General features: G+C 68.0%; 20 protein-coding genes. 7 read left to right on the top strand and 13 right to left on the bottom strand.

The window, feature by feature from the left end; all coding sequences use genetic code 11:
- Positions 1-10 precede the first annotated feature (10 nt).
- Together ACIP1U_RS19315 and ACIP1U_RS19310 are read right to left on the bottom strand one after the other, a co-directional pair.
- Positions 11-1,225: a CaiB/BaiF CoA transferase family protein gene (locus ACIP1U_RS19315; RefSeq protein WP_400317957.1), complete on the bottom strand. Its 1,215-nt coding sequence runs from the start codon at positions 1,223-1,225 to the stop codon at positions 11-13.
- 10 nt (positions 1,226-1,235) lie between these two features.
- Complete coding sequence (locus tag ACIP1U_RS19310; protein WP_400317954.1) at positions 1,236-2,006, bottom strand: enoyl-CoA hydratase/isomerase family protein; 771 nt, start codon at positions 2,004-2,006, stop codon at positions 1,236-1,238.
- Positions 2,007-2,119: 113 nt separating this feature from the next.
- Between ACIP1U_RS19310 and ACIP1U_RS19305 the strand changes: the two genes are divergently transcribed.
- Positions 2,120-2,968 (top strand): IclR family transcriptional regulator, encoded by an 849-nt coding sequence (locus ACIP1U_RS19305; protein ID WP_400317951.1) that lies wholly within the window; start codon positions 2,120-2,122, stop codon positions 2,966-2,968.
- Between the two features lie 7 nt (positions 2,969-2,975).
- Here ACIP1U_RS19305 and ACIP1U_RS19300 read toward each other — a convergent pair whose 3' ends face one another.
- The 3 genes from ACIP1U_RS19300 to flhC form a co-directional block, all read right to left on the bottom strand.
- Positions 2,976-3,854, bottom strand: a complete 879-nt coding sequence (locus ACIP1U_RS19300) for a lipid A biosynthesis lauroyl acyltransferase (RefSeq protein WP_400317949.1) — start codon at positions 3,852-3,854, stop codon at positions 2,976-2,978.
- A gap of 388 nt (positions 3,855-4,242) precedes the next feature.
- Positions 4,243-4,635 (bottom strand): hypothetical protein, encoded by a 393-nt coding sequence (locus tag ACIP1U_RS19295; RefSeq protein ID WP_400317946.1) that lies wholly within the window; start codon positions 4,633-4,635, stop codon positions 4,243-4,245.
- 134 nt (positions 4,636-4,769) lie between these two features.
- On the bottom strand, positions 4,770-5,327 hold the full coding sequence (flhC, locus tag ACIP1U_RS19290; protein WP_400317943.1) for a flagellar transcriptional regulator FlhC: 558 nt from the start codon (positions 5,325-5,327) through the stop codon (positions 4,770-4,772).
- 204 nt (positions 5,328-5,531) lie between these two features.
- On the opposite strand from flhC, the gene ACIP1U_RS19285 reads away from it, so the two are divergent.
- The gene (locus ACIP1U_RS19285) at positions 5,532-5,744 is read left to right on the top strand and encodes a hypothetical protein (protein WP_400317940.1); all 213 of its coding nucleotides are present in this window, start codon (positions 5,532-5,534) and stop codon (positions 5,742-5,744) included.
- Between the two features lie 286 nt (positions 5,745-6,030).
- Entirely contained in the window at positions 6,031-7,068 is a 1,038-nt protein-coding gene (locus tag ACIP1U_RS19280; protein WP_400317937.1) for a BON domain-containing protein, read from the top strand.
- A 75-nt stretch (positions 7,069-7,143) separates the two neighbouring features.
- Here the strand turns inward: ACIP1U_RS19280 and ACIP1U_RS19275 are convergent, their stop codons facing one another.
- From ACIP1U_RS19275 to ACIP1U_RS19265, 3 genes are all read right to left on the bottom strand, one after another.
- Positions 7,144-8,013 (bottom strand): SDR family NAD(P)-dependent oxidoreductase, encoded by an 870-nt coding sequence (locus ACIP1U_RS19275; RefSeq protein ID WP_400318032.1) that lies wholly within the window; start codon positions 8,011-8,013, stop codon positions 7,144-7,146.
- A 97-nt stretch (positions 8,014-8,110) separates the two neighbouring features.
- Positions 8,111-8,383 (bottom strand): hypothetical protein, encoded by a 273-nt coding sequence (locus tag ACIP1U_RS19270; RefSeq protein ID WP_400317934.1) that lies wholly within the window; start codon positions 8,381-8,383, stop codon positions 8,111-8,113.
- 82 nt (positions 8,384-8,465) lie between these two features.
- Positions 8,466-8,957 carry a flavodoxin family protein gene (locus ACIP1U_RS19265; RefSeq protein ID WP_400317931.1) on the bottom strand — a complete coding sequence of 164 codons (492 nt, stop codon included), beginning with the start codon at positions 8,955-8,957 and terminating at the stop codon, positions 8,466-8,468.
- A 160-nt stretch (positions 8,958-9,117) separates the two neighbouring features.
- Here ACIP1U_RS19265 and ACIP1U_RS19260 point away from each other — a divergent pair, with 160 nt between their 5' ends.
- On the top strand, positions 9,118-9,483 hold the full coding sequence (locus ACIP1U_RS19260; RefSeq protein ID WP_400317928.1) for a DUF2880 domain-containing protein: 366 nt from the start codon (positions 9,118-9,120) through the stop codon (positions 9,481-9,483).
- Between the two features lie 146 nt (positions 9,484-9,629).
- The gene (locus tag ACIP1U_RS19255; protein ID WP_400317925.1) at positions 9,630-10,112 is read left to right on the top strand and encodes a DUF1579 domain-containing protein; all 483 of its coding nucleotides are present in this window, start codon (positions 9,630-9,632) and stop codon (positions 10,110-10,112) included.
- 21 nt (positions 10,113-10,133) lie between these two features.
- Here the strand turns inward: ACIP1U_RS19255 and ACIP1U_RS19250 are convergent, their stop codons facing one another.
- The 4 genes from ACIP1U_RS19250 to ACIP1U_RS19235 all read right to left on the bottom strand — a co-directional run bounded on the left by ACIP1U_RS19250 (position 10,134) and on the right by ACIP1U_RS19235 (position 13,839).
- On the bottom strand, positions 10,134-12,476 hold the full coding sequence (locus ACIP1U_RS19250; protein ID WP_400317922.1) for a VTT domain-containing protein: 2,343 nt from the start codon (positions 12,474-12,476) through the stop codon (positions 10,134-10,136).
- A gap of 249 nt (positions 12,477-12,725) precedes the next feature.
- Entirely contained in the window at positions 12,726-13,049 is a 324-nt protein-coding gene (locus ACIP1U_RS19245; protein ID WP_400317919.1) for a hypothetical protein, read from the bottom strand.
- 144 nt (positions 13,050-13,193) lie between these two features.
- The gene (locus ACIP1U_RS19240) at positions 13,194-13,391 is read right to left on the bottom strand and encodes a hypothetical protein (RefSeq protein ID WP_400317918.1); all 198 of its coding nucleotides are present in this window, start codon (positions 13,389-13,391) and stop codon (positions 13,194-13,196) included.
- Between the two features lie 166 nt (positions 13,392-13,557).
- Entirely contained in the window at positions 13,558-13,839 is a 282-nt protein-coding gene (locus tag ACIP1U_RS19235; RefSeq protein WP_400317915.1) for a DUF2188 domain-containing protein, read from the bottom strand.
- 262 nt (positions 13,840-14,101) lie between these two features.
- On the opposite strand from ACIP1U_RS19235, the gene ACIP1U_RS19230 reads away from it, so the two are divergent.
- Entirely contained in the window at positions 14,102-14,245 is a 144-nt protein-coding gene (locus ACIP1U_RS19230) for an entericidin A/B family lipoprotein (RefSeq protein ID WP_010809655.1), read from the top strand.
- Between the two features lie 131 nt (positions 14,246-14,376).
- Positions 14,377-14,631, top strand: a complete 255-nt coding sequence (locus tag ACIP1U_RS19225; RefSeq protein ID WP_400317913.1) for a flavin reductase — start codon at positions 14,377-14,379, stop codon at positions 14,629-14,631.
- On the opposite strand, the gene ACIP1U_RS19220 is transcribed toward ACIP1U_RS19225, so the two are convergent.
- Complete coding sequence (locus tag ACIP1U_RS19220; protein WP_400317911.1) at positions 14,628-15,512, bottom strand: DMT family transporter; 885 nt, start codon at positions 15,510-15,512, stop codon at positions 14,628-14,630. The genes ACIP1U_RS19225 and ACIP1U_RS19220 overlap by 4 nt on opposite strands.
- Positions 15,513-15,558: the final 46 nt, after the last annotated feature.

The following is a 15,558-nucleotide window of genomic DNA, read 5'->3' as shown; positions in this document are numbered from 1 at the left end:
CTCCTTGTTACTATTCCTGAGCGCCGGGACGTGTGGCCGCATGCGCGGCGGGCAGGTTGATGCCGACTTCCTGCAAGACTTCGGCGGTGTGCTCGCCCAGTGCTGGCGCATGCCGGCGCAAGGACAGCGGCGTTGCCGAGAAGCGCGCGGCGGGGCGCACTTCGCGCAGCGAGCCTTCGGTGGGGTGCTGCGTGGCCTGGAACAGGCCCACGGCTTGCAGATGTGGATGATCGACCAGCGCATCGAGCCCGTAGATCGGCGTGGCGGGGATGTCGAGCGATTCGAACAGCGCCATCCATTCGTTGGTGCTGCACTCCGGCGTCAGCTCGGCGAGATGGCCGTACAGCGCGCGGATATTGGCGTTGCGCTGCGCGCGGTCGCCGACTTCGTAGCGGTCGGCAAGGTCGTCGCGGCCAACCGCGCGGAAGAAGGCCTGCCAGTGGCGCTCCGTATAGGGCAGCGCGCAGATCCAGCCGTCGCGTGTCGGCGCGGGGCGGCGGCCGCCCTGCAGCAGTCGCGCATAGCCCGCGCCGGCGGGAGCGGGCTCGAAGGTCAGGCCGCCCAGGTGCTCGGTCATCACGAAGGCGGCCATGGTCTCCAGCATCGGCACTTCGACCGACTGGCCCACGCCATGGCGCTCGCGGTGCAGCAGCGCGGCCAGCACCGCGTTGGCCAGCGCCAGCCCGGTGGTCTTGTCGGCGATCAGGCTGGGCACGTATTCCGGCCGCTCGCCATTGCCGGTACCCAGCGCCACCAGTCCGCAGCCGGCCTGGATGATGTCGTCGAAGGCGGGCTTGTCGCGGTGTGGACCGTCCTGGCCGAAGCCGGTCGCCACGCAGTACACGATGCGTGGATTGATGCGAGCGACCGCCTCGTAGCCAAAGCCCAGCCGCTCGATTGCCGCCACGCGCATGTTGTGCACCAGCACGTCGGCGCCCGCGATCAGCGCGCGCAGCGCTTCGGCGCCCTCGGGGGTCTTCAGGTCGAGCACGACCGAGCGCTTGTTGCGGTTCAACGCCAGGTAGATCGAGCTCATGCCCGGGTGCTGCGATACGCCGTTGGCGCGCATCAGATCGCCTTCCGGGCCTTCGATCTTGATCACGTCGGCGCCGAAGTCCGCCAGCACTTGCGTGGCCAGCGGGCCGAGCACGACCGAGGTGAGATCCAGCACGCGGATGCCGTCGAGCGGGCCGGCGGGCGCGCTACGGGTGTGTAGTTCAGGCATGGGGGATTCCTTAGCGGCGGTGAAACACTGGCATGCGGCGCTCGGCCATCGCGGCCACGCCTTCGCGGAAATCGTCGCTGAGGAACTGCCCGCGCTGGATCGCCAGCTCGCGCTGGTTGACCTCGGCAATGCGGTCGGCCAGCCCCTCGCGCAGCGTGGCGCGCGTGGTTTCCACCGCCAGCGGCGCGGAGTTGGCGATCTCCTGCGCCAATGCCATGGCACGGCCGTTGACTTCAGCCTTGGCCACCAGTTCATCGGCCAGGCCGATGGCGACGGCGTCGGTGCCGGAGACGCGGTGGCCGGTGTAGAACAGCCGCGCGGCATGCTGTTCGCCCACCAGCCGCGGCAGCGTCACGCTGAGCCCGAAGCCGGGGTGGAAGCCGAGCCGGTTGAAGTTGGCGCTGTAGCGCGCCTCGGCGCAGGTTACGCGGAAGTCGGCTACCAGTGCCAGGCCCAGCCCGGCGCCGACGGCGGCGCCTTCCACTGCGGCGACGATGGGCTTGCGGTTGCGGTAGAGCTTCATCGCATGCACGTAGAAAGCGGCCGGGTCGTTGGCGACCTCGCCCTGGCCGGCGCCGCTGAAGTCGGCGCCCGCGCAGAAGGCGCTGACCCCGGAGGCCAGCACGACGGCACGGCAGCCAGGGTCGTCGTCCAGCGCCAGCAAGGTGTCCGCGAGCCGGCGCATCACGTCGGCATCAACAAAGTTGTGCGGCGGACGGGATAACACGATGCGGGCGACGTGGCCGTCACGGCTGAGCTGGATATCGGCGTCGGATGACATGCGGGGCGCTCCTCTGTGATGTGGGCTGGCGCAAGGGCCGGCGGAGCACACAGTATTCGCGCAGCGGCGCCTCGCCGCTATACTCAGATTTCACTTACTGAAATTATTCGGAGATGGCCCATCCAGCACCCGAAGCACCCGAACCGGTTTCGACGCGCCGCGTGACTCACCAGACCGGCCGCTTTACCCGCGACACCGCCGGCAGCCAGTCGCTGGAACGGGGGCTGGTGCTGCTGCGCGCTTTCCGCGTCGGCACCACCAGCCTGACCAATGCCGAACTGGCCGCGCGCACCGGCCTGCCGCGGCCGACCGTCAGCCGGCTGACGCGCTCGCTGGTGGACGCCAGCTTCCTGCGCTACGACGTCAACGAACGCGCCTACCGGCTTGCGCCGGTGGTGCTGAGCCTGGCCGATGCCTTCCGCCACGCCAACCGCGCCGCGGATATCGCGCTGCCGCTGATGCGCAAGGTAGCCGAGGCCGACAAAGTCAACGTGGGATTGGCGGTGGGCGACAAGCTCGACATGGTGTACCTGGCCTCGATCCGGCACAGCCGCGACAGCGTTTCGCGCACGCGGCGCGTGGTGCCGGGCACGCGCGTGCCGATGGAACTGACATCGATCGGGCTGGCATGGCTGGGGGCACAGCCGGACGGTGTGCGGGAAGACCTGCTGGCAGGCATCGCGGCGCGGCAGGCAGAGGCCTGGCCGGAGATGTGCGCAAGCGTGCTGCGGGCGATCGAGCAGTCGCAACAGCGCGGCTTCTGCACCGCCGCTTATCAGCTCGGGCATTTGCTGGCGGTGGGCGCGGCATTCCGTGGCCCCGACCAGCAGCTCTATGGCCTGAACATCAGCTTTCCGTATTCAGCCAGCGAGCGCAGGCGCGACAACGCCCGCTATGCAGCGAAGCTGGTGCGGCTGATGGACGATATCCAGTCGGCGTGGCAGCGCGCCGGCGGCGGCTAGCACCCGTTCAGTACACCGGCGCCATGCCGGCGGGCCGGTTCTTGAAGCGGCGGTGGACCCAGTAATACTGCTCCGGCATGGTCGCGATCTGCGTTTCCAGGAAGGCATTCATGCGGCGCGAATCCTCCTCCAAAGAGCCGGACGGAAAGCCTTCAAGCGGGTCGAAAATACGCAGGCGATAGCCCCGGTAGTCGGGCAACACTTCGGTGGTGAACGGCACCACGCGCGCGCCAGTCATGCTGGCCAGCCGCGAGGCCGACGTCAGCGTGCACGCCGGCACGCCGAAAAACGGCACGAACACCGAATCGGGCAGGCCGAAGTCCATGTCCGTCGCCAGCATGACCGGGCAGCCGGCACGCAGCGTGCGCACCACCTGCTTGCCGCTGCCGCTGCGCGGAATCATCTCGGCGCCAAAGCGCCCGCGCTGCGTCCGCGCGATCTCTTCCAGCAGCGGGCTCGACATCTTGGTGTACAGCGATGCGACCGGGTGGCGGATCGAATAGAACATGCACCCGGCTTCAATTCCGACGAAGTGAAAACCCAGGAAGATGGTGGGCTGCTCGGTGCAGGTGGACAGGTCGATGCGGCTGTCCAGCTCGATCAGTTGGTCCAGCCGCCCGGCATCGCCGAACCATTGCACGCCGCGCTCGAGGTAGCTGCGCAAGACATGGCCGAAATGGCGTCGTGCCAGCTGCTGGCGGCTGGCTTCGTCCATGTCGGGGAAGCACAGCGCCAGGTTGGTCAGCACAATGCGGCGCCGGCGGCTGGGGATCTGGTACAGCAGCTTGCCGATCGCCTCTCCCAGGCGTGCCGTCACGCCATAAGGCAGGGCGGCAAACAGCTTGAAGACAGCGACGGTGAGCGCGGCCCGGAGCCGATGGGTCATGGGAATCCTGTTAGGGCGGTGGCGGCAGCGCGGCGTCCCGGCGCGCGGCTGCACAGCGATGATTCGGCGCCACGACTGGTGGCGGGCGTGAGCGTGCGGGGCGCGCGCTGTCGGCAAGAGCGATGGCTGGCGGCCCGGCACGTCGATGGGCAACGCCTGGCGCGCACGGTGTGCGCGTCAGAAATGTCGGCAATGGGGCGATCGCGCGCAACCGCGCTGACCTGGTGCGGAGCGCGCACTGTAGCACGTTGCGGCAGGCTGGCTTGTACCGAGGTGTTACAACGACGACAAGTGCCCGCCACGCAACGCGCGAACGGGTGACGCATAGGCCTAATGGCTGATAAGGCTGATAACGGCTGCGCCGGTGCCTGGCTGAAGCGCGCTACCCTCAGTGCTTCAGTTCGCCCAGGTAGTAGTTGATTTCCGCCAGCAGAGTGTCGTGGAATTCTGCCGGCAGGCCGCGGTCGTCGGTCAGCGCCAGCAACTGGTCGACGCGCACGCGGAAACGCCGCTCCACCCCGGCCTGGGCCGCCGGCGGCAGCCCGGCGGCCAGGGCGCCAAGCAGCTCCCGTATCACCAGCAGGCGCGCGCCGTACTGGACCATGGCATCGCCCTGAGTCTTGAGGTTGGCGGCCAGCGGGTCCGGGCTGGCCGGCGCCACGGGGGTGACGGCAGGCGCGGGGGGCACGGCATGCGCTGGCGCCAGGTGGCCTGCGTCGTTGGCGGCCTGGGCGGGCGCCCCGGCGCCGAGTATGCGGGACAGCAGGTTGATCCTGAACATCGCAGCGCTCCCCGAAGATGATCGTGAAGACCGCGTGCATGCGCGCGGCTGGGCGGTCTGGCTGACTGCCCCATCTTGGACGGGCGCGGCAGCGCTGACAGTGCGGCAGGAGACAATGCCTGCCACCTGCGCGCTCAGGCCACCGTGCGCGCGGCCGGCTTGCGGCCCTTGCCGGCGCGCGCTGGCGGCCTGCACAGGCCGCAAACGTAGTGCCGGCGCGGGCCATAGGCGTGGACCACGTAGTCCCCTGCGCAGCGCCGGCAGCGCGCCAGTTGCAGCATGCCGTTCTCGTGGAAGCGCACCAGTGTCCAGGCGCGGGTGAAGCTGAGTTCCGCGGCTTCCCCGGTCACGGACAACTGCTCCCGGTAGACGCGGTAGCCCGACAGGACCGCGCGGATACCCGCCAGCCCGCCGGCGTCGCGCATGAAGCGATAGGCATTGAGCAGCATCGACGCATGCGCATTGGGCCGCCACGTCACGAACCAGTCGGTCGAAAAGGGCAGCATGCCCTTGGGCGGCGATGCCCCGCGCAGTTCCTTGTACAGCCGGACCAGCCGCACGCGCGGCAACGACAGCGCCGATTCCAGCACCTGCAGACGTGCACCCAGCCCGATCAGTTCGATTGCCAGCTGGGTTTGCTCCATTTCATGCAGCACGCTCTTGCCGGCGGATGGCGGGGGTGGGGTGCGCAAATCCATTGTTTCCCAAGTTGTTTCGCTAAATTGCGATGGATTTTATGAATCGCCGTTTTGTTATAACTCTGATATGCATCAAGAGTCGCTTTTCGGCCGGGGCTGTAGGAGGAGCGCCCACCCGGTATCGGACGGACGCCGATTTTGCCTTGACACCCATGCGCTACGCTTCAAGAACACATAAACCGACTCGGGGAGCTACCCATGGCTGCGAACTTCCTTATCAGGCAGACGCCCCAAGGCTGGGAACTGACGGTCGAAAGTGCACGCAAGGGCCTGGTTCATTGCGAGGACCGGGACGTTGCCGTCAATATCGGCAAGGCCGCGGCAAAGCGGCGTGGGGTCGGGCTGATCTTGCAGGAAGACCAGGACGGCAGCGAATCCGCGCTGGGTTTTACGGAGTCACTGGCCGCCTGAGGCGACGCATCATCGGGGATCCACGCCAGGAATCCCTTTGACGAACATCCGGGGTTTCCCAGGCATCGCAAGGATGCCTTACAACGGCGGGCGCTTTTTACCGGGCGCCCGCCGTTGCGTTTGGCTGCATTGGCTTGCGTTGGCGTGAACTGCAAGCGGCGCGCGGCGGTGCGGGATGGCTGCCGCAGTGGTATGGAACTTGCGCCCTCTGGCAAGCGGTGCGGCGCGGCTGCATGCCTGGCGCCGCAGTTCCGATCCCGCAGTTCCGATCGGCAGGAGATCAACCATGCATCCATTCCGGAATCAAGGCAGCAGCTCATGGTGGCGCGATGAAGAGGCACCGCGCCGCGACCGCGCGGATGACCCGCGCGGTGATGGCGAAGGACGCTACGGGCAGTCGGGCGGGCCCGCCCGCGACTATGGCGAAGGGCGCTACGAAGGCCGCCAGCGCCACGGCGACGATGTCCGGGGGCAGGGCTATTACGGCAGCCGTCAAGGCGGTGAAGACTGGCAGCATTCCGGCCAGCGCGCGCCGTGGGACGACGATGAAGCGTGGCGCGGCAGCGGCTCGGACCAGGGCGGCAACGTGCGCGACGAGTGGGGCGAAAGCCGCCGCGGCGGCATGAGTTCGCGCCGAAGCGAATATGACCAGGGCTACGGCATTTCCGATTACTCCTCGCCTGGCGCGCAGACGCGCCGTGCGCGCAGCGGGTCGTCGTCCACCTCTTCCTATGGATGGGAGAGCGGCTGGGATGAGGACGACGCCGGCCGTACCGGCATGTCGGAGCGGCCGGGTTCGGCCGGGCGCGGCGCTGGCGATTTCGGCCGGCAGGGCCCGGGCGAAGGGAGGCTGGGCCAGCAGTTGCGCGGGCGCGACCGCGTCGGCCCGAAGGGCTACCAGCGCAGCGACGAACGCATCCGGGAAGAAATCTGCGAGCGCCTGGCCCATGCGCCCCATGTCGACGTGCAGGACGTTGAGGTCGATGTGGAGAGCGGGGTGGTGCGGCTGAGCGGCAACGTGCGCGATCGCCGCCAGAAATACTGCATCGAAGACATTGCCGACGACGTGTTCGGCGTGCGTGAGGTCCACAACGGGATCCGGTTGGGTGCCGCCGGGCCGTTTGGCGTCTCTGGCATTTCCGAGGGGGGCGGGGATACGCGCCGCACCGGGTCCGCCGCAGGCGGGCAAGGCCATGTCAGCGGCCTCAGCAGTGCCGGCAGCGCGACCGGGTCGACCGCCAGCAGCTATGGCGCCGGCATGGAAGCGGGCAGCGGCGGCCCGGGTGCCGGCCGCGACAGCACCGGGGGCACCACGCGCATCTGAGCGCATTGATTTTCAGCGCTTCCCGCGCTATGGCACGGGGCTGCGCCACTGGTGCGGCCCCGCTCGCCGTTCCGTTCAAACGTCGCGGCGCGGATTGCCGGGCGATGGTGCGTCAGGCGGCTCCTCCGGCGGCAGCCAGTCGTCGGCCTCGCTGCGCGGCTGCGCCATGCGGCGATGCTGCTCGGCCAGCACGTCGGCTGGTGTGACCATGGCAATCGCCGCTCGCAGCTTGTTCTGCCACCCGGTGATGACTTCGCCTTCGCCGCGCATCATCGCATCGAAGCCGGTCCGTGCGACCTCGGCCGGGTCGGCTTTCCTCTGCTGGCCGATCCTGGTGTCGAGCAAGTCTGCCCGCTCGAAGAACTCGGTCTCCGTCGCGCCGGGCATCAGGCAGGTCACGGTTACGCCGCTGCCCTGCAATTCGTGCCGCAGTGCGTATGAAAACGAATCCAGGAACGCCTTGGTGGCGTTGTACACCGCCTGGTAGGTGCCGGGCATGAAGCCAGCGATCGAACCTGTGATCAGGATGCGTCCGCTGCGCTGCTCGCGCATGCGCTGGCCCACCCGATGCAACAGGTGGACGGTGCCCGTCACGTTGGTTTCCAGCACGCGCTGGATGTCGGTAAAGTCCTGGTCCAGGAATGCGTGGCCGAGGCCGCGGCCGGCATTGGCGCAGAGCACGTCGACCCGGCGGTTGTCGAAGGCCGCACACAACTGCTCGACGCCGGCCGGCGTGGAGAGGTCCGCCACCAGCGCCTCCACCTGGGCACCCTCGTCGCGCAGTTGCGCGGCGGCAACATTGATCTGCGGCTCATCGGCAGCGATGACGAGGTCGTAGCCGCGCTGCACACAGCAGCGCGCCAGTTCGTAGCCGATGCCTGACGAGGCACCGGTGACCACCGCAAGCAGGCCGGTGCGGGCCGGGGACGGAGAAGAAGAGGGAATGTCAGCCACGATGGCCTCCGGGGACGGGGGTAGCGGAGGGCATTCTTACCGCTGCGTTGTAAGGTTTAGCGACACCCACCGCCGGGCAGGAGTTGCCTCAGCCCACGCGCCGCCAGGCATGTATGCCGAACCAGACGCCCAGCAGTGCAACGATCGTCGCCAGCAGCGCCAGCGCCGCGCATGCCGCGGGGGCGAGCGAGCCGATCCAGCCAAAGGCGTCGGTGCGCCGCCACAGTACCCAGGCAAGCGTGGCCGCCATCAGTACCAGCGCGGTCTGCGTCAGCGCCTCGACCACGCGCATGGAGCCGCGGGCGGTACTGTCCAGGGGATCGCGGCGGGCTTCCGCGGCAGTGACTTCGGGGTCTTCCATGGCGCTGCGCTCAGGAGGCGGATGCTATCGCTGTGCAAATCCCGTTCCCGGGCCGAAACACGCTGGCACGGCTCCAGGCGGCTCAGAAGACGCCCAGCGCCAGCCCTGCCGCCAGGCCTTCGCCCAGCGCCGCGCAGCGCGCCAGGTCGTCCGCTTCGATCTGCTTGGGTGCGAGGATGCGCTCCGGCGTCTGCGCGTGCGTGCAGACGATCAGCCCGGGCGCAACGGCGTTGAGGCGCCAGCCGGTGGCGATGCGCTCAACCTGGCGCAATGCGTTCTGGCCATCGCTGCCGGCGCAGATCATGGTGGCGTAGGGGCGGCCGTTGATCCGGTCCAGCGCGGGGTAATAACAGCGGTCGAAGAAGTCCTTCATCATCCCCGCGATGGCCGCGAGGTTTTCCGGCGTGGCAAACAGGTAACCGTCGGCAGCCAGCACATCGTCCGGGCCGGCTTCAGCCGCACGCTTGAGCACGACGGCGACGCCTTCCTGCGTGCGCGCGGCTGCCGCGGCGGCCTCGGCCATCTGGCGGGTGCCGCCGGTCATGGTGTGGTAGACGATCAACAGCGTTTTCATGCTTGCAGGCAGGTCAGGATGCGCGGGTCACTGTAGCATGCGGGGCGCCAGTGGCGACCTTGGAACTTTTACAACGCGTCGGCGGACTGATCGGCATGGCACCAGCGTTAAAATGTGGCGCCAGTGCAAGTTTACGCCCCCGGTTTCAGGAGTTTTCCAGATGTTTTCGCCGCGCCCCTCGCTGTCTCAGCGTTCCCTGTCCACCACGCTGGTGCTGGTGCTGTCGCTTGGCTGCGCAGCGGCCGTGCAGGCCGCGGACGAAGCGCCAAAGCCGCGTGGACGCGACGAAGCCCCCGAAGCCCCGATCGCCTGCATGAAGGCGGTCAAGGCCGCGCTGCCCAACCCCGGCAGCTTTAAGTGGGTCAGTGCCAAGACCCGCAAGGTCGCGGAAGACGCTTACAGCGTGGTAGGCGATGTCGAGTACCTCGCTCAGGACGGCGCGGTGCGCAAGGCCAAAGTCCAGTGCGATGTCATGCGCGCACCTGGCAACCAGTTCGTGGTACCCAAGGTACGGTTGCCGCAGTAAATCCAGCCGGATAGCCCCGGCACTGCCGCCATGCGCGGCGGGCTGCAAAGAAATGTGGACGCTGTACATTTCCTTTGCTACTCTATGTGTACGGCATCCACAAATGCCTTCCAGGCGTGGTGCCCGCAAACGCAAGGAGACCCTGCATGAAGACCGAAGCACAGAAGGAGCACCGCTGGCTGCAACGGCTGGTGGGCGAATGGATGGCCGAAGGCGAGGCCGTGATGGGGCCGGACCAGCCCGCGCAGAAGTGGCAGATCCCCGAGCGCGTGACCGGTATTGGCGACCTTTGGGTACAGGGCACGGCGCAGGGCGACATGCCGGGATGCGGCCCCGCCACCACCGTGATGACGCTGGGCTACGACCCGGTCCGCAAGCATTTCGTCGGTACCTTCATCGGCTCGATGATGACCCACTTGTGGGTCTACGAGGGCGACCTCGATGCCGGCGGCCAGCAGCTGACACTGCGCGCCGAGGGACCGGACTGTTCGGGCAATGGCCGCACGGTTCAGTATCGCGATGTGATTGCCTTCAAGGATGACAACGAACGGACGCTGACGTCGTTCATGCAGGGCGAGAACGGCGAGTGGACCGAGATCATGAAGGCCACTTACCGCCGCAAGCGCTAGCGCGGCGCCCGTTCCTGACGCTCAGGTGCGCTCGCCCGCGGCGTGGGCGACGCGCGCCATCCGGCGCCCGGAACCGCCCGGGCCGCGATGCTGATCGTCATGCTGGCTGTCCTGTTTGCCGTCCTGCTGGCCATCCGGTTGGTTGTCCTGCTGATTCACTGGCCGGTGCCGTTCCGCCTTGCGGCGTTCGGCATTGCGCCGCCGCCGGCGCCGCAGCAACAGCAGCAGCGATGCCGGCAGCAACAGCACCAGTGCCAGCAAGGCAAAAGTCGCCAGCCCCGGGTTGCGCGCCGCGGCGGCAACGCGGTCGACCAGGAAGGCCGAGATGGCGATGCCCGGCAGCATCCCCAGCGCCGTGCCCACCAGGCAGTCGCGCAGGCTGATGCGCGAGGCGCCGACCACCAGGTTGACCAGCGAGAACGGTGCGATCGGCACCAGCCGCAGCACCACCATCGCCAAAACGCCGTGCCTGCCCAACTGGTGGCTGACCCGGTTCAGCCGCCGGCCGCCGAAGCGCCGAACGGTATTGCGGCCGAGCAGCCGGCCCGCCAGGTAGCCCGCGCCGGTGCTCAGCATGGTGCCGCCCAGTGCCAGCGCGGCGCCATAGAGCGGCCCGAACACCACCACGGTCACGAGGATCAGCAGCGTCACCGGCAGCATGGTCACGGCCCCGGCCAGGTACACCCCCATCATCGCCAGCGGCGCCATGGGCATGTCGTCCAGGCGCTCGACCACGCCCAGCAGCGCGCGGAAATCCGCCCATTCGCGCAGCGGCGTGTAGCGCCAGGCGAAGGCCAGCCCCGCCAGCGCCAGCGCCAGCGCCACCATCACGCCGACCCGGCCCATCACTCGCGGGCGCGCTTCGTGGCTGACGAACTCGGCCAGCACCTGGTCGGTATCGATGGGCTCGATCGGGTCGAGCAGGTGGTCAGCCGGCGAGGCGGCATCGAGGTCGTCCGGCAGCGGCGGCGCGTAGTCTTCCAGCGTGCGGCCATCGGCTTGCTGCAGCGCGCGGATGGCCGCCAGCAGGCTGCGCGTTTCGGCCACCTTGGCCTGGAATGCGTCGGGCGTGACGTCCAGGTGCTCCCCCAGGAGCCGGGCCCGCATGGCCGCGATGGCTTCGCGCACGCGCGGGTCGCCGCCCGAGGTCACCACTACATTGCACTCGGTGTCCAGCCCCAGCGAACGGTTGCTGAGATTGGACGAGCCGATGGTCAGGACATCGTCATCGATCACAGTGACCTTGCTGTGGATGTTGACGCATTCCGGCAGCAGCCCGGGGATCGTCGGGCAATACAGGTGGAAGCGGTCGCCGCTGTCCGCCGCGTGCAGGCGCCGGTACAGCCGCGCGCGCAGCACGCCCATGCTGTGCGCCTCCAGCCAGCCGCTTTCATTGCGCCGGGACACCAGCACGACGTCTGGTGCGTTTTCCCGACCCAGCCGTCCGGCCAGCGCCTTGGCGATCTCGCCCGAGCTGAAGTACTGGTTCTCCATGTAGATGCTGTGCCGGGCCGACGCTATGGCATCGCGCATCAGCATGCGGATCTCGCTCACGCCTGGCTCGTCGTCGCACACGGGCATGGTGCGGGCGATGCCGATGCGCACGTCGGTCAGCTCCGGCGCCAGGCTGGGCGGCCAGGGATCCGAGGATGTTGCCGCTGGCGGACGTGGCCTGCGCCCGGTCGCGCGCAGCCAGCGCGCATCGCACAGGCTGGCGAGCGCGACGGCGGCCTGGCCATCGAGCGCGCACTGGACGTCATGGAAGGGCGGGTAGGACTTGCCTTCGGCAACGCGCAGCGGCGCGCCTGGTGCGTGGCGGTTGTCGTCCCAGCGGCGCAGCGTCAGGTCCAGCCCGCCGACGAAAGCGACCTTGCTGTCGATCACCACTACCTTCTGGTGGTGCGAGGCGCCAGGGGGATGGTTGCCGTCGAGGCGAAACGACAGGTGCCGATGCGCCTGCCAGTGCGCGCTGGCCGAAGGCAGCCATTCGCGCTCCATCGCCATCACCATGGCGTAGTCCCAGCTCAGGATGTAGATGCGCAGGTCTGGACGGCGGTCGGCTAGTGCGCAGAGGAAGTCGCGCAGCCCGTCGGGCAGGCCGTCCTGCGCGCCGTCGGGCACGAGTTCCATGCGGCTGTCGATGTCCCAGCCGAGGATAAAGATGGTGTGCTCGGCGCGTGGCAGCGCTTCTCGCAGCGCGCGGAAATAGGCGTCGCCGTCGACGAGCATGGCAAAACGGTGGCAAGGTTCTACACGCCAGCAGTTGCGCCCCGGCTTCAGCGTGAAGGGGGGCGGTTCCTGCAATGCATGCGGAGTGTCCGGCGTTGACTGCGTGGGGGTGCCGGGCGGATTCGGTGGACTCATGTCGCACGCTCCGGGGGATAAGCCTTAAGCGTCGCGCAAGTTCCATACCGGAGGGCGTGCCGGGGGGAGCGTTGCCGCCATGGGAAGCGGCGCCCGCAGCTACCGGAACGACGGTGAGGCAAGCGCTGCCTGTGCGACTTGCGTGGGCCGACTGTGGTGCGCTGCCTGTTCCTTGCTTGTTTGCCGATTGTTCGCTTTACCTGCCCTTTGTAAGAACCGCACCGCCGGCGCAAGTGGCGCTGGCAGTTCTTACGATGCCTGACGGCGGCGCGCGATGCCCCAGGCGTCAAGCAGCGGCTGGAAGTGCGGCGTGTTCTCGCGTGCGGCCGGAGCGACCTTGCGCGGCGGCGGCAGCGGCCTGCCGGTCAATACCAGCAAGGTGTCGGCCTGCGCGGTTACGTCTGGTTCGCCGTCATAGGCGACGACGCCCATCTGGCGGGCAGATTTCAGGGCGCGGGTCAGTTCCGCGGCACTCAGGCGGCTGGCGGCGGCAAGCCGGTGCCGGGGCATGGGCCCCTTGGCCCGCAGGCAGTTCATCAGAGCCAGCACGCATTCCCGGGTGGTTCGATCCATGTCGCTGCGTCAGAGGATTGGGGCATCGGCCTGGCCCTTTCGGGTCATGCCGGATGCGGGAATCCATTCTTTCGCAGGGGTCATATCTTTGCCAACCGGATATGACACTTGTTCACATTTTGCGGCGCGTCGTGGGGAAGGCCTTCAGTGCCGGGTTTGCGGATTGCCGCACGGAAACCGGTGTTCCGGGCCGCCGGTCACCCCCTCTGCGACGCTCTGGCGGCGCCATCTGCGAGCCAGCCTGGCGTGGACGTCGGTGGCCATTTCGTGCAGTTCGGCGATCCTGGCCTCGAGCGGATCGGGGTAAATGTCGAGCGGACGGAACTTCAGGATGCGGGACATGACGGGGTCTCTGTAAGTGCCTGGTCTTAGTATCGGCACTGAACCCGTCGATTGCATGCAGCGATTTCTACGCCGTTGATCTGGCTCAATGTTGACTGCGCAATGAACTATTGCCTGCTATAGCGGGAACGCCGGGCGCAGACCGGCGTTCCCAGCTCGCCGGACGTTAATGCCCCAGGCGGGACGTGGTCCTGGCGTCGCGGCAATAGATCTTGCGCTCGCGCACCAGGCCGTCGCGCCCATGGATGCACAGCGGCACGCCGTCCTGGCGTGCCCGCACCCAGCCCGCGGCGATGGCCGCTTCCTGGGAGGGAAAGTGCAGCGCCGTGGCTTCGTCGCCATCGCCCGTGCCATCCATGCCCTCGATGGTCAGGGCCCATTCGCCGTCGCGGGCGGCATTGTCGTTGTCGGTGGCGGCAGGAAGCACGTGGATGCTGCGTGACGTCATGGCGGTCTCCGGGGAAGTGGACAGGTGTGGACCTACATTTCTAAGCGAAGCCGCGGCGCGCGGGTATCGGTCGCTGTCCTACACCGCGTGGACATGTCGCGCCGTCGGCTGACATCGGGGTAGGACGAAAGCCGACTTTTCGCTCGGTTGGCGGTTGCTACGATCCAATTGCCGGTTGGGCATGAAGCTGCCCGGTCAAGCCATCCCGAGCTATTCCATCCTGGCGGCGCATGCCGCTTCCACACGAAGCAAGGAGATCGTCATGAGAAAGCTATTCGCACTGTTTGCCCTCGCTGGCGTGATGCTGGTCACGGGTTGCAACACCATGGCCGGTGCAGGCAAGGATATCGAACGCGGCGGCGAGAAGGTGCAAGGCGCGGCGGAAAGCACCAAGCAGAAAATGTAAGCGCCTGCCGATCGCAGGCGCAGAGGCTGACGGCCCGTGCCCCAGGCACGGGCCGTTTTCGTTCGCACGGAATCTCTGGAGAGCGGGCTTAGTGCAGGGTTTAGTAACGTGCTCGGCAGCGGGCAGTTGGCTTGTGCCGGCGCTTTGCGGACCGTGATATCGACCGCTTTGCCGGCGTCGACTGCCGCCCCGGGCCGTGCGGCACGTTGCTGCTCGCCGGCGCGCTGGCGACGTTTATCTGCCGGCACCGCTCAGTGCGCTCACTCGGCGACCACGTGGTGTTCGTGGTCGAGGTAGTGGCGTATGGCACAGCGCCGGGGGCGCCGTTGGTGTTCCATGCCGGCGGTTTTGGCGAAGGGATGGCGAGCATCGACCCGGTGGGCTAGCGCAGCACGCGTGCTCCGCGGGCCTTGCCGGCAATCACCAGCGCAATGCCGCCGAGCACTGCCACCGCGCTGACGGCGAGCCGCAGCGTCAGCGTTTCATCCAGCAACACGATGCCGCCCGCCGCGGCGAGGATCGGCACGCTCAACTGTACGGTCGCGGCGGTGGCCGCGCGCAGGCGCGGCACCACCGCATACCAGACCACGTAGCCAAGCCCTGACGTAACCGCGCCGGACAGCAGCGCGTACACCAGGCCCGCATGGTCCAGCGAACGCTGCGTCTGCATCACCGCGGCCAGCGCCGCCGCCAGTGGCACCGCGCGCAGGAAATTGCCAGCCGTGGTCGTTACCGGATTGGCATTGCGCCGGCCATGCAGCGAATAGATGCCCCAGGCGACGCCAGCCAGGATCATCAGCAGCGACGACAACAGCGGCGGCGTCGCCAGTCCCGGCAGCAGCAGCCACACCAGCCCGGCAAGCGCGAGCGCCAGGCCGATCCATTGCTGCATGCGCAGCGGCTCGCCGGCTGCCAGCCCGTAGCCCGTCATGGTGGCCTGCACGGCAGCGAACAGCAGCAGTGCGCCGGTGCCTGCGCCCAGGCGCAGGTAGGCGAACGAAAACGCCGCGGCATAACAGAACAGCGCCAGCGCGGAGATCCAGTTGCCGCCCGGCGGCGGGAACCATGCCGCCGTGTCCGTCCGCAGCAGACGGTGCTGCAGCACCACGATGATCCACAGCACCGCGGCCGCCGCGGCGACGCGCGCCAGCGTGAAGCTGGCCGCGTCTATGGTGGTGCTTTCCAGCGCCAGCCGGCATAGCAAGGAATTGCCGGCGAAGGCCAGCATGGCCAGTGCGGTCAGCAGGACGGTGTTCGCGTTCGGCATGCGGCCCGGGCCTGTGCAGTCTCGGCGAAGTGAGCTGGCAAGTGAG

This window comes from Cupriavidus sp. NPDC089707 (genome assembly GCF_044748965.1).
Taxonomy (GTDB): Bacteria; Pseudomonadota; Gammaproteobacteria; order Burkholderiales; family Burkholderiaceae; genus Cupriavidus.
Note: the sequence above shows the minus strand (reverse complement) of the source record. Positions and strands in the feature narration are given on the sequence as shown.

Coding starts and splice junctions, on each gene's coding strand:
- ACIP1U_RS19220 (WP_400317911.1), bottom strand. CDS start 15,512: ATGCCGAACGCGAACACCGTCCTGCTGACCGCACTGGCCATGCTGGCC.
- ACIP1U_RS19270 (WP_400317934.1), bottom strand. CDS start 8,383: ATGGAAGACCCCGAAGTCACTGCCGCGGAAGCCCGCCGCGATCCCCTG.
- ACIP1U_RS19265 (WP_400317931.1), bottom strand. CDS start 8,957: ATGAAAACGCTGTTGATCGTCTACCACACCATGACCGGCGGCACCCGC.
- ACIP1U_RS19295 (WP_400317946.1), bottom strand. CDS start 4,635: ATGTTCAGGATCAACCTGCTGTCCCGCATACTCGGCGCCGGGGCGCCC.
- ACIP1U_RS19255 (WP_400317925.1), top strand. CDS start 9,630: ATGAAGACCGAAGCACAGAAGGAGCACCGCTGGCTGCAACGGCTGGTG.
- ACIP1U_RS19245 (WP_400317919.1), bottom strand. CDS start 13,049: ATGGATCGAACCACCCGGGAATGCGTGCTGGCTCTGATGAACTGCCTG.
- ACIP1U_RS19280 (WP_400317937.1), top strand. CDS start 6,031: ATGCATCCATTCCGGAATCAAGGCAGCAGCTCATGGTGGCGCGATGAA.
- ACIP1U_RS19240 (WP_400317918.1), bottom strand. CDS start 13,391: ATGTCCCGCATCCTGAAGTTCCGTCCGCTCGACATTTACCCCGATCCG.
- ACIP1U_RS19285 (WP_400317940.1), top strand. CDS start 5,532: ATGGCTGCGAACTTCCTTATCAGGCAGACGCCCCAAGGCTGGGAACTG.
- ACIP1U_RS19300 (WP_400317949.1), bottom strand. CDS start 3,854: ATGACCCATCGGCTCCGGGCCGCGCTCACCGTCGCTGTCTTCAAGCTG.
- ACIP1U_RS19250 (WP_400317922.1), bottom strand. CDS start 12,476: ATGAGTCCACCGAATCCGCCCGGCACCCCCACGCAGTCAACGCCGGAC.
- ACIP1U_RS19305 (WP_400317951.1), top strand. CDS start 2,120: ATGGCCCATCCAGCACCCGAAGCACCCGAACCGGTTTCGACGCGCCGC.
- ACIP1U_RS19235 (WP_400317915.1), bottom strand. CDS start 13,839: ATGACGTCACGCAGCATCCACGTGCTTCCTGCCGCCACCGACAACGAC.
- ACIP1U_RS19310 (WP_400317954.1), bottom strand. CDS start 2,006: ATGTCATCCGACGCCGATATCCAGCTCAGCCGTGACGGCCACGTCGCC.
- ACIP1U_RS19260 (WP_400317928.1), top strand. CDS start 9,118: ATGTTTTCGCCGCGCCCCTCGCTGTCTCAGCGTTCCCTGTCCACCACG.
- ACIP1U_RS19230 (WP_010809655.1), top strand. CDS start 14,102: ATGAGAAAGCTATTCGCACTGTTTGCCCTCGCTGGCGTGATGCTGGTC.
- ACIP1U_RS19315 (WP_400317957.1), bottom strand. CDS start 1,225: ATGCCTGAACTACACACCCGTAGCGCGCCCGCCGGCCCGCTCGACGGC.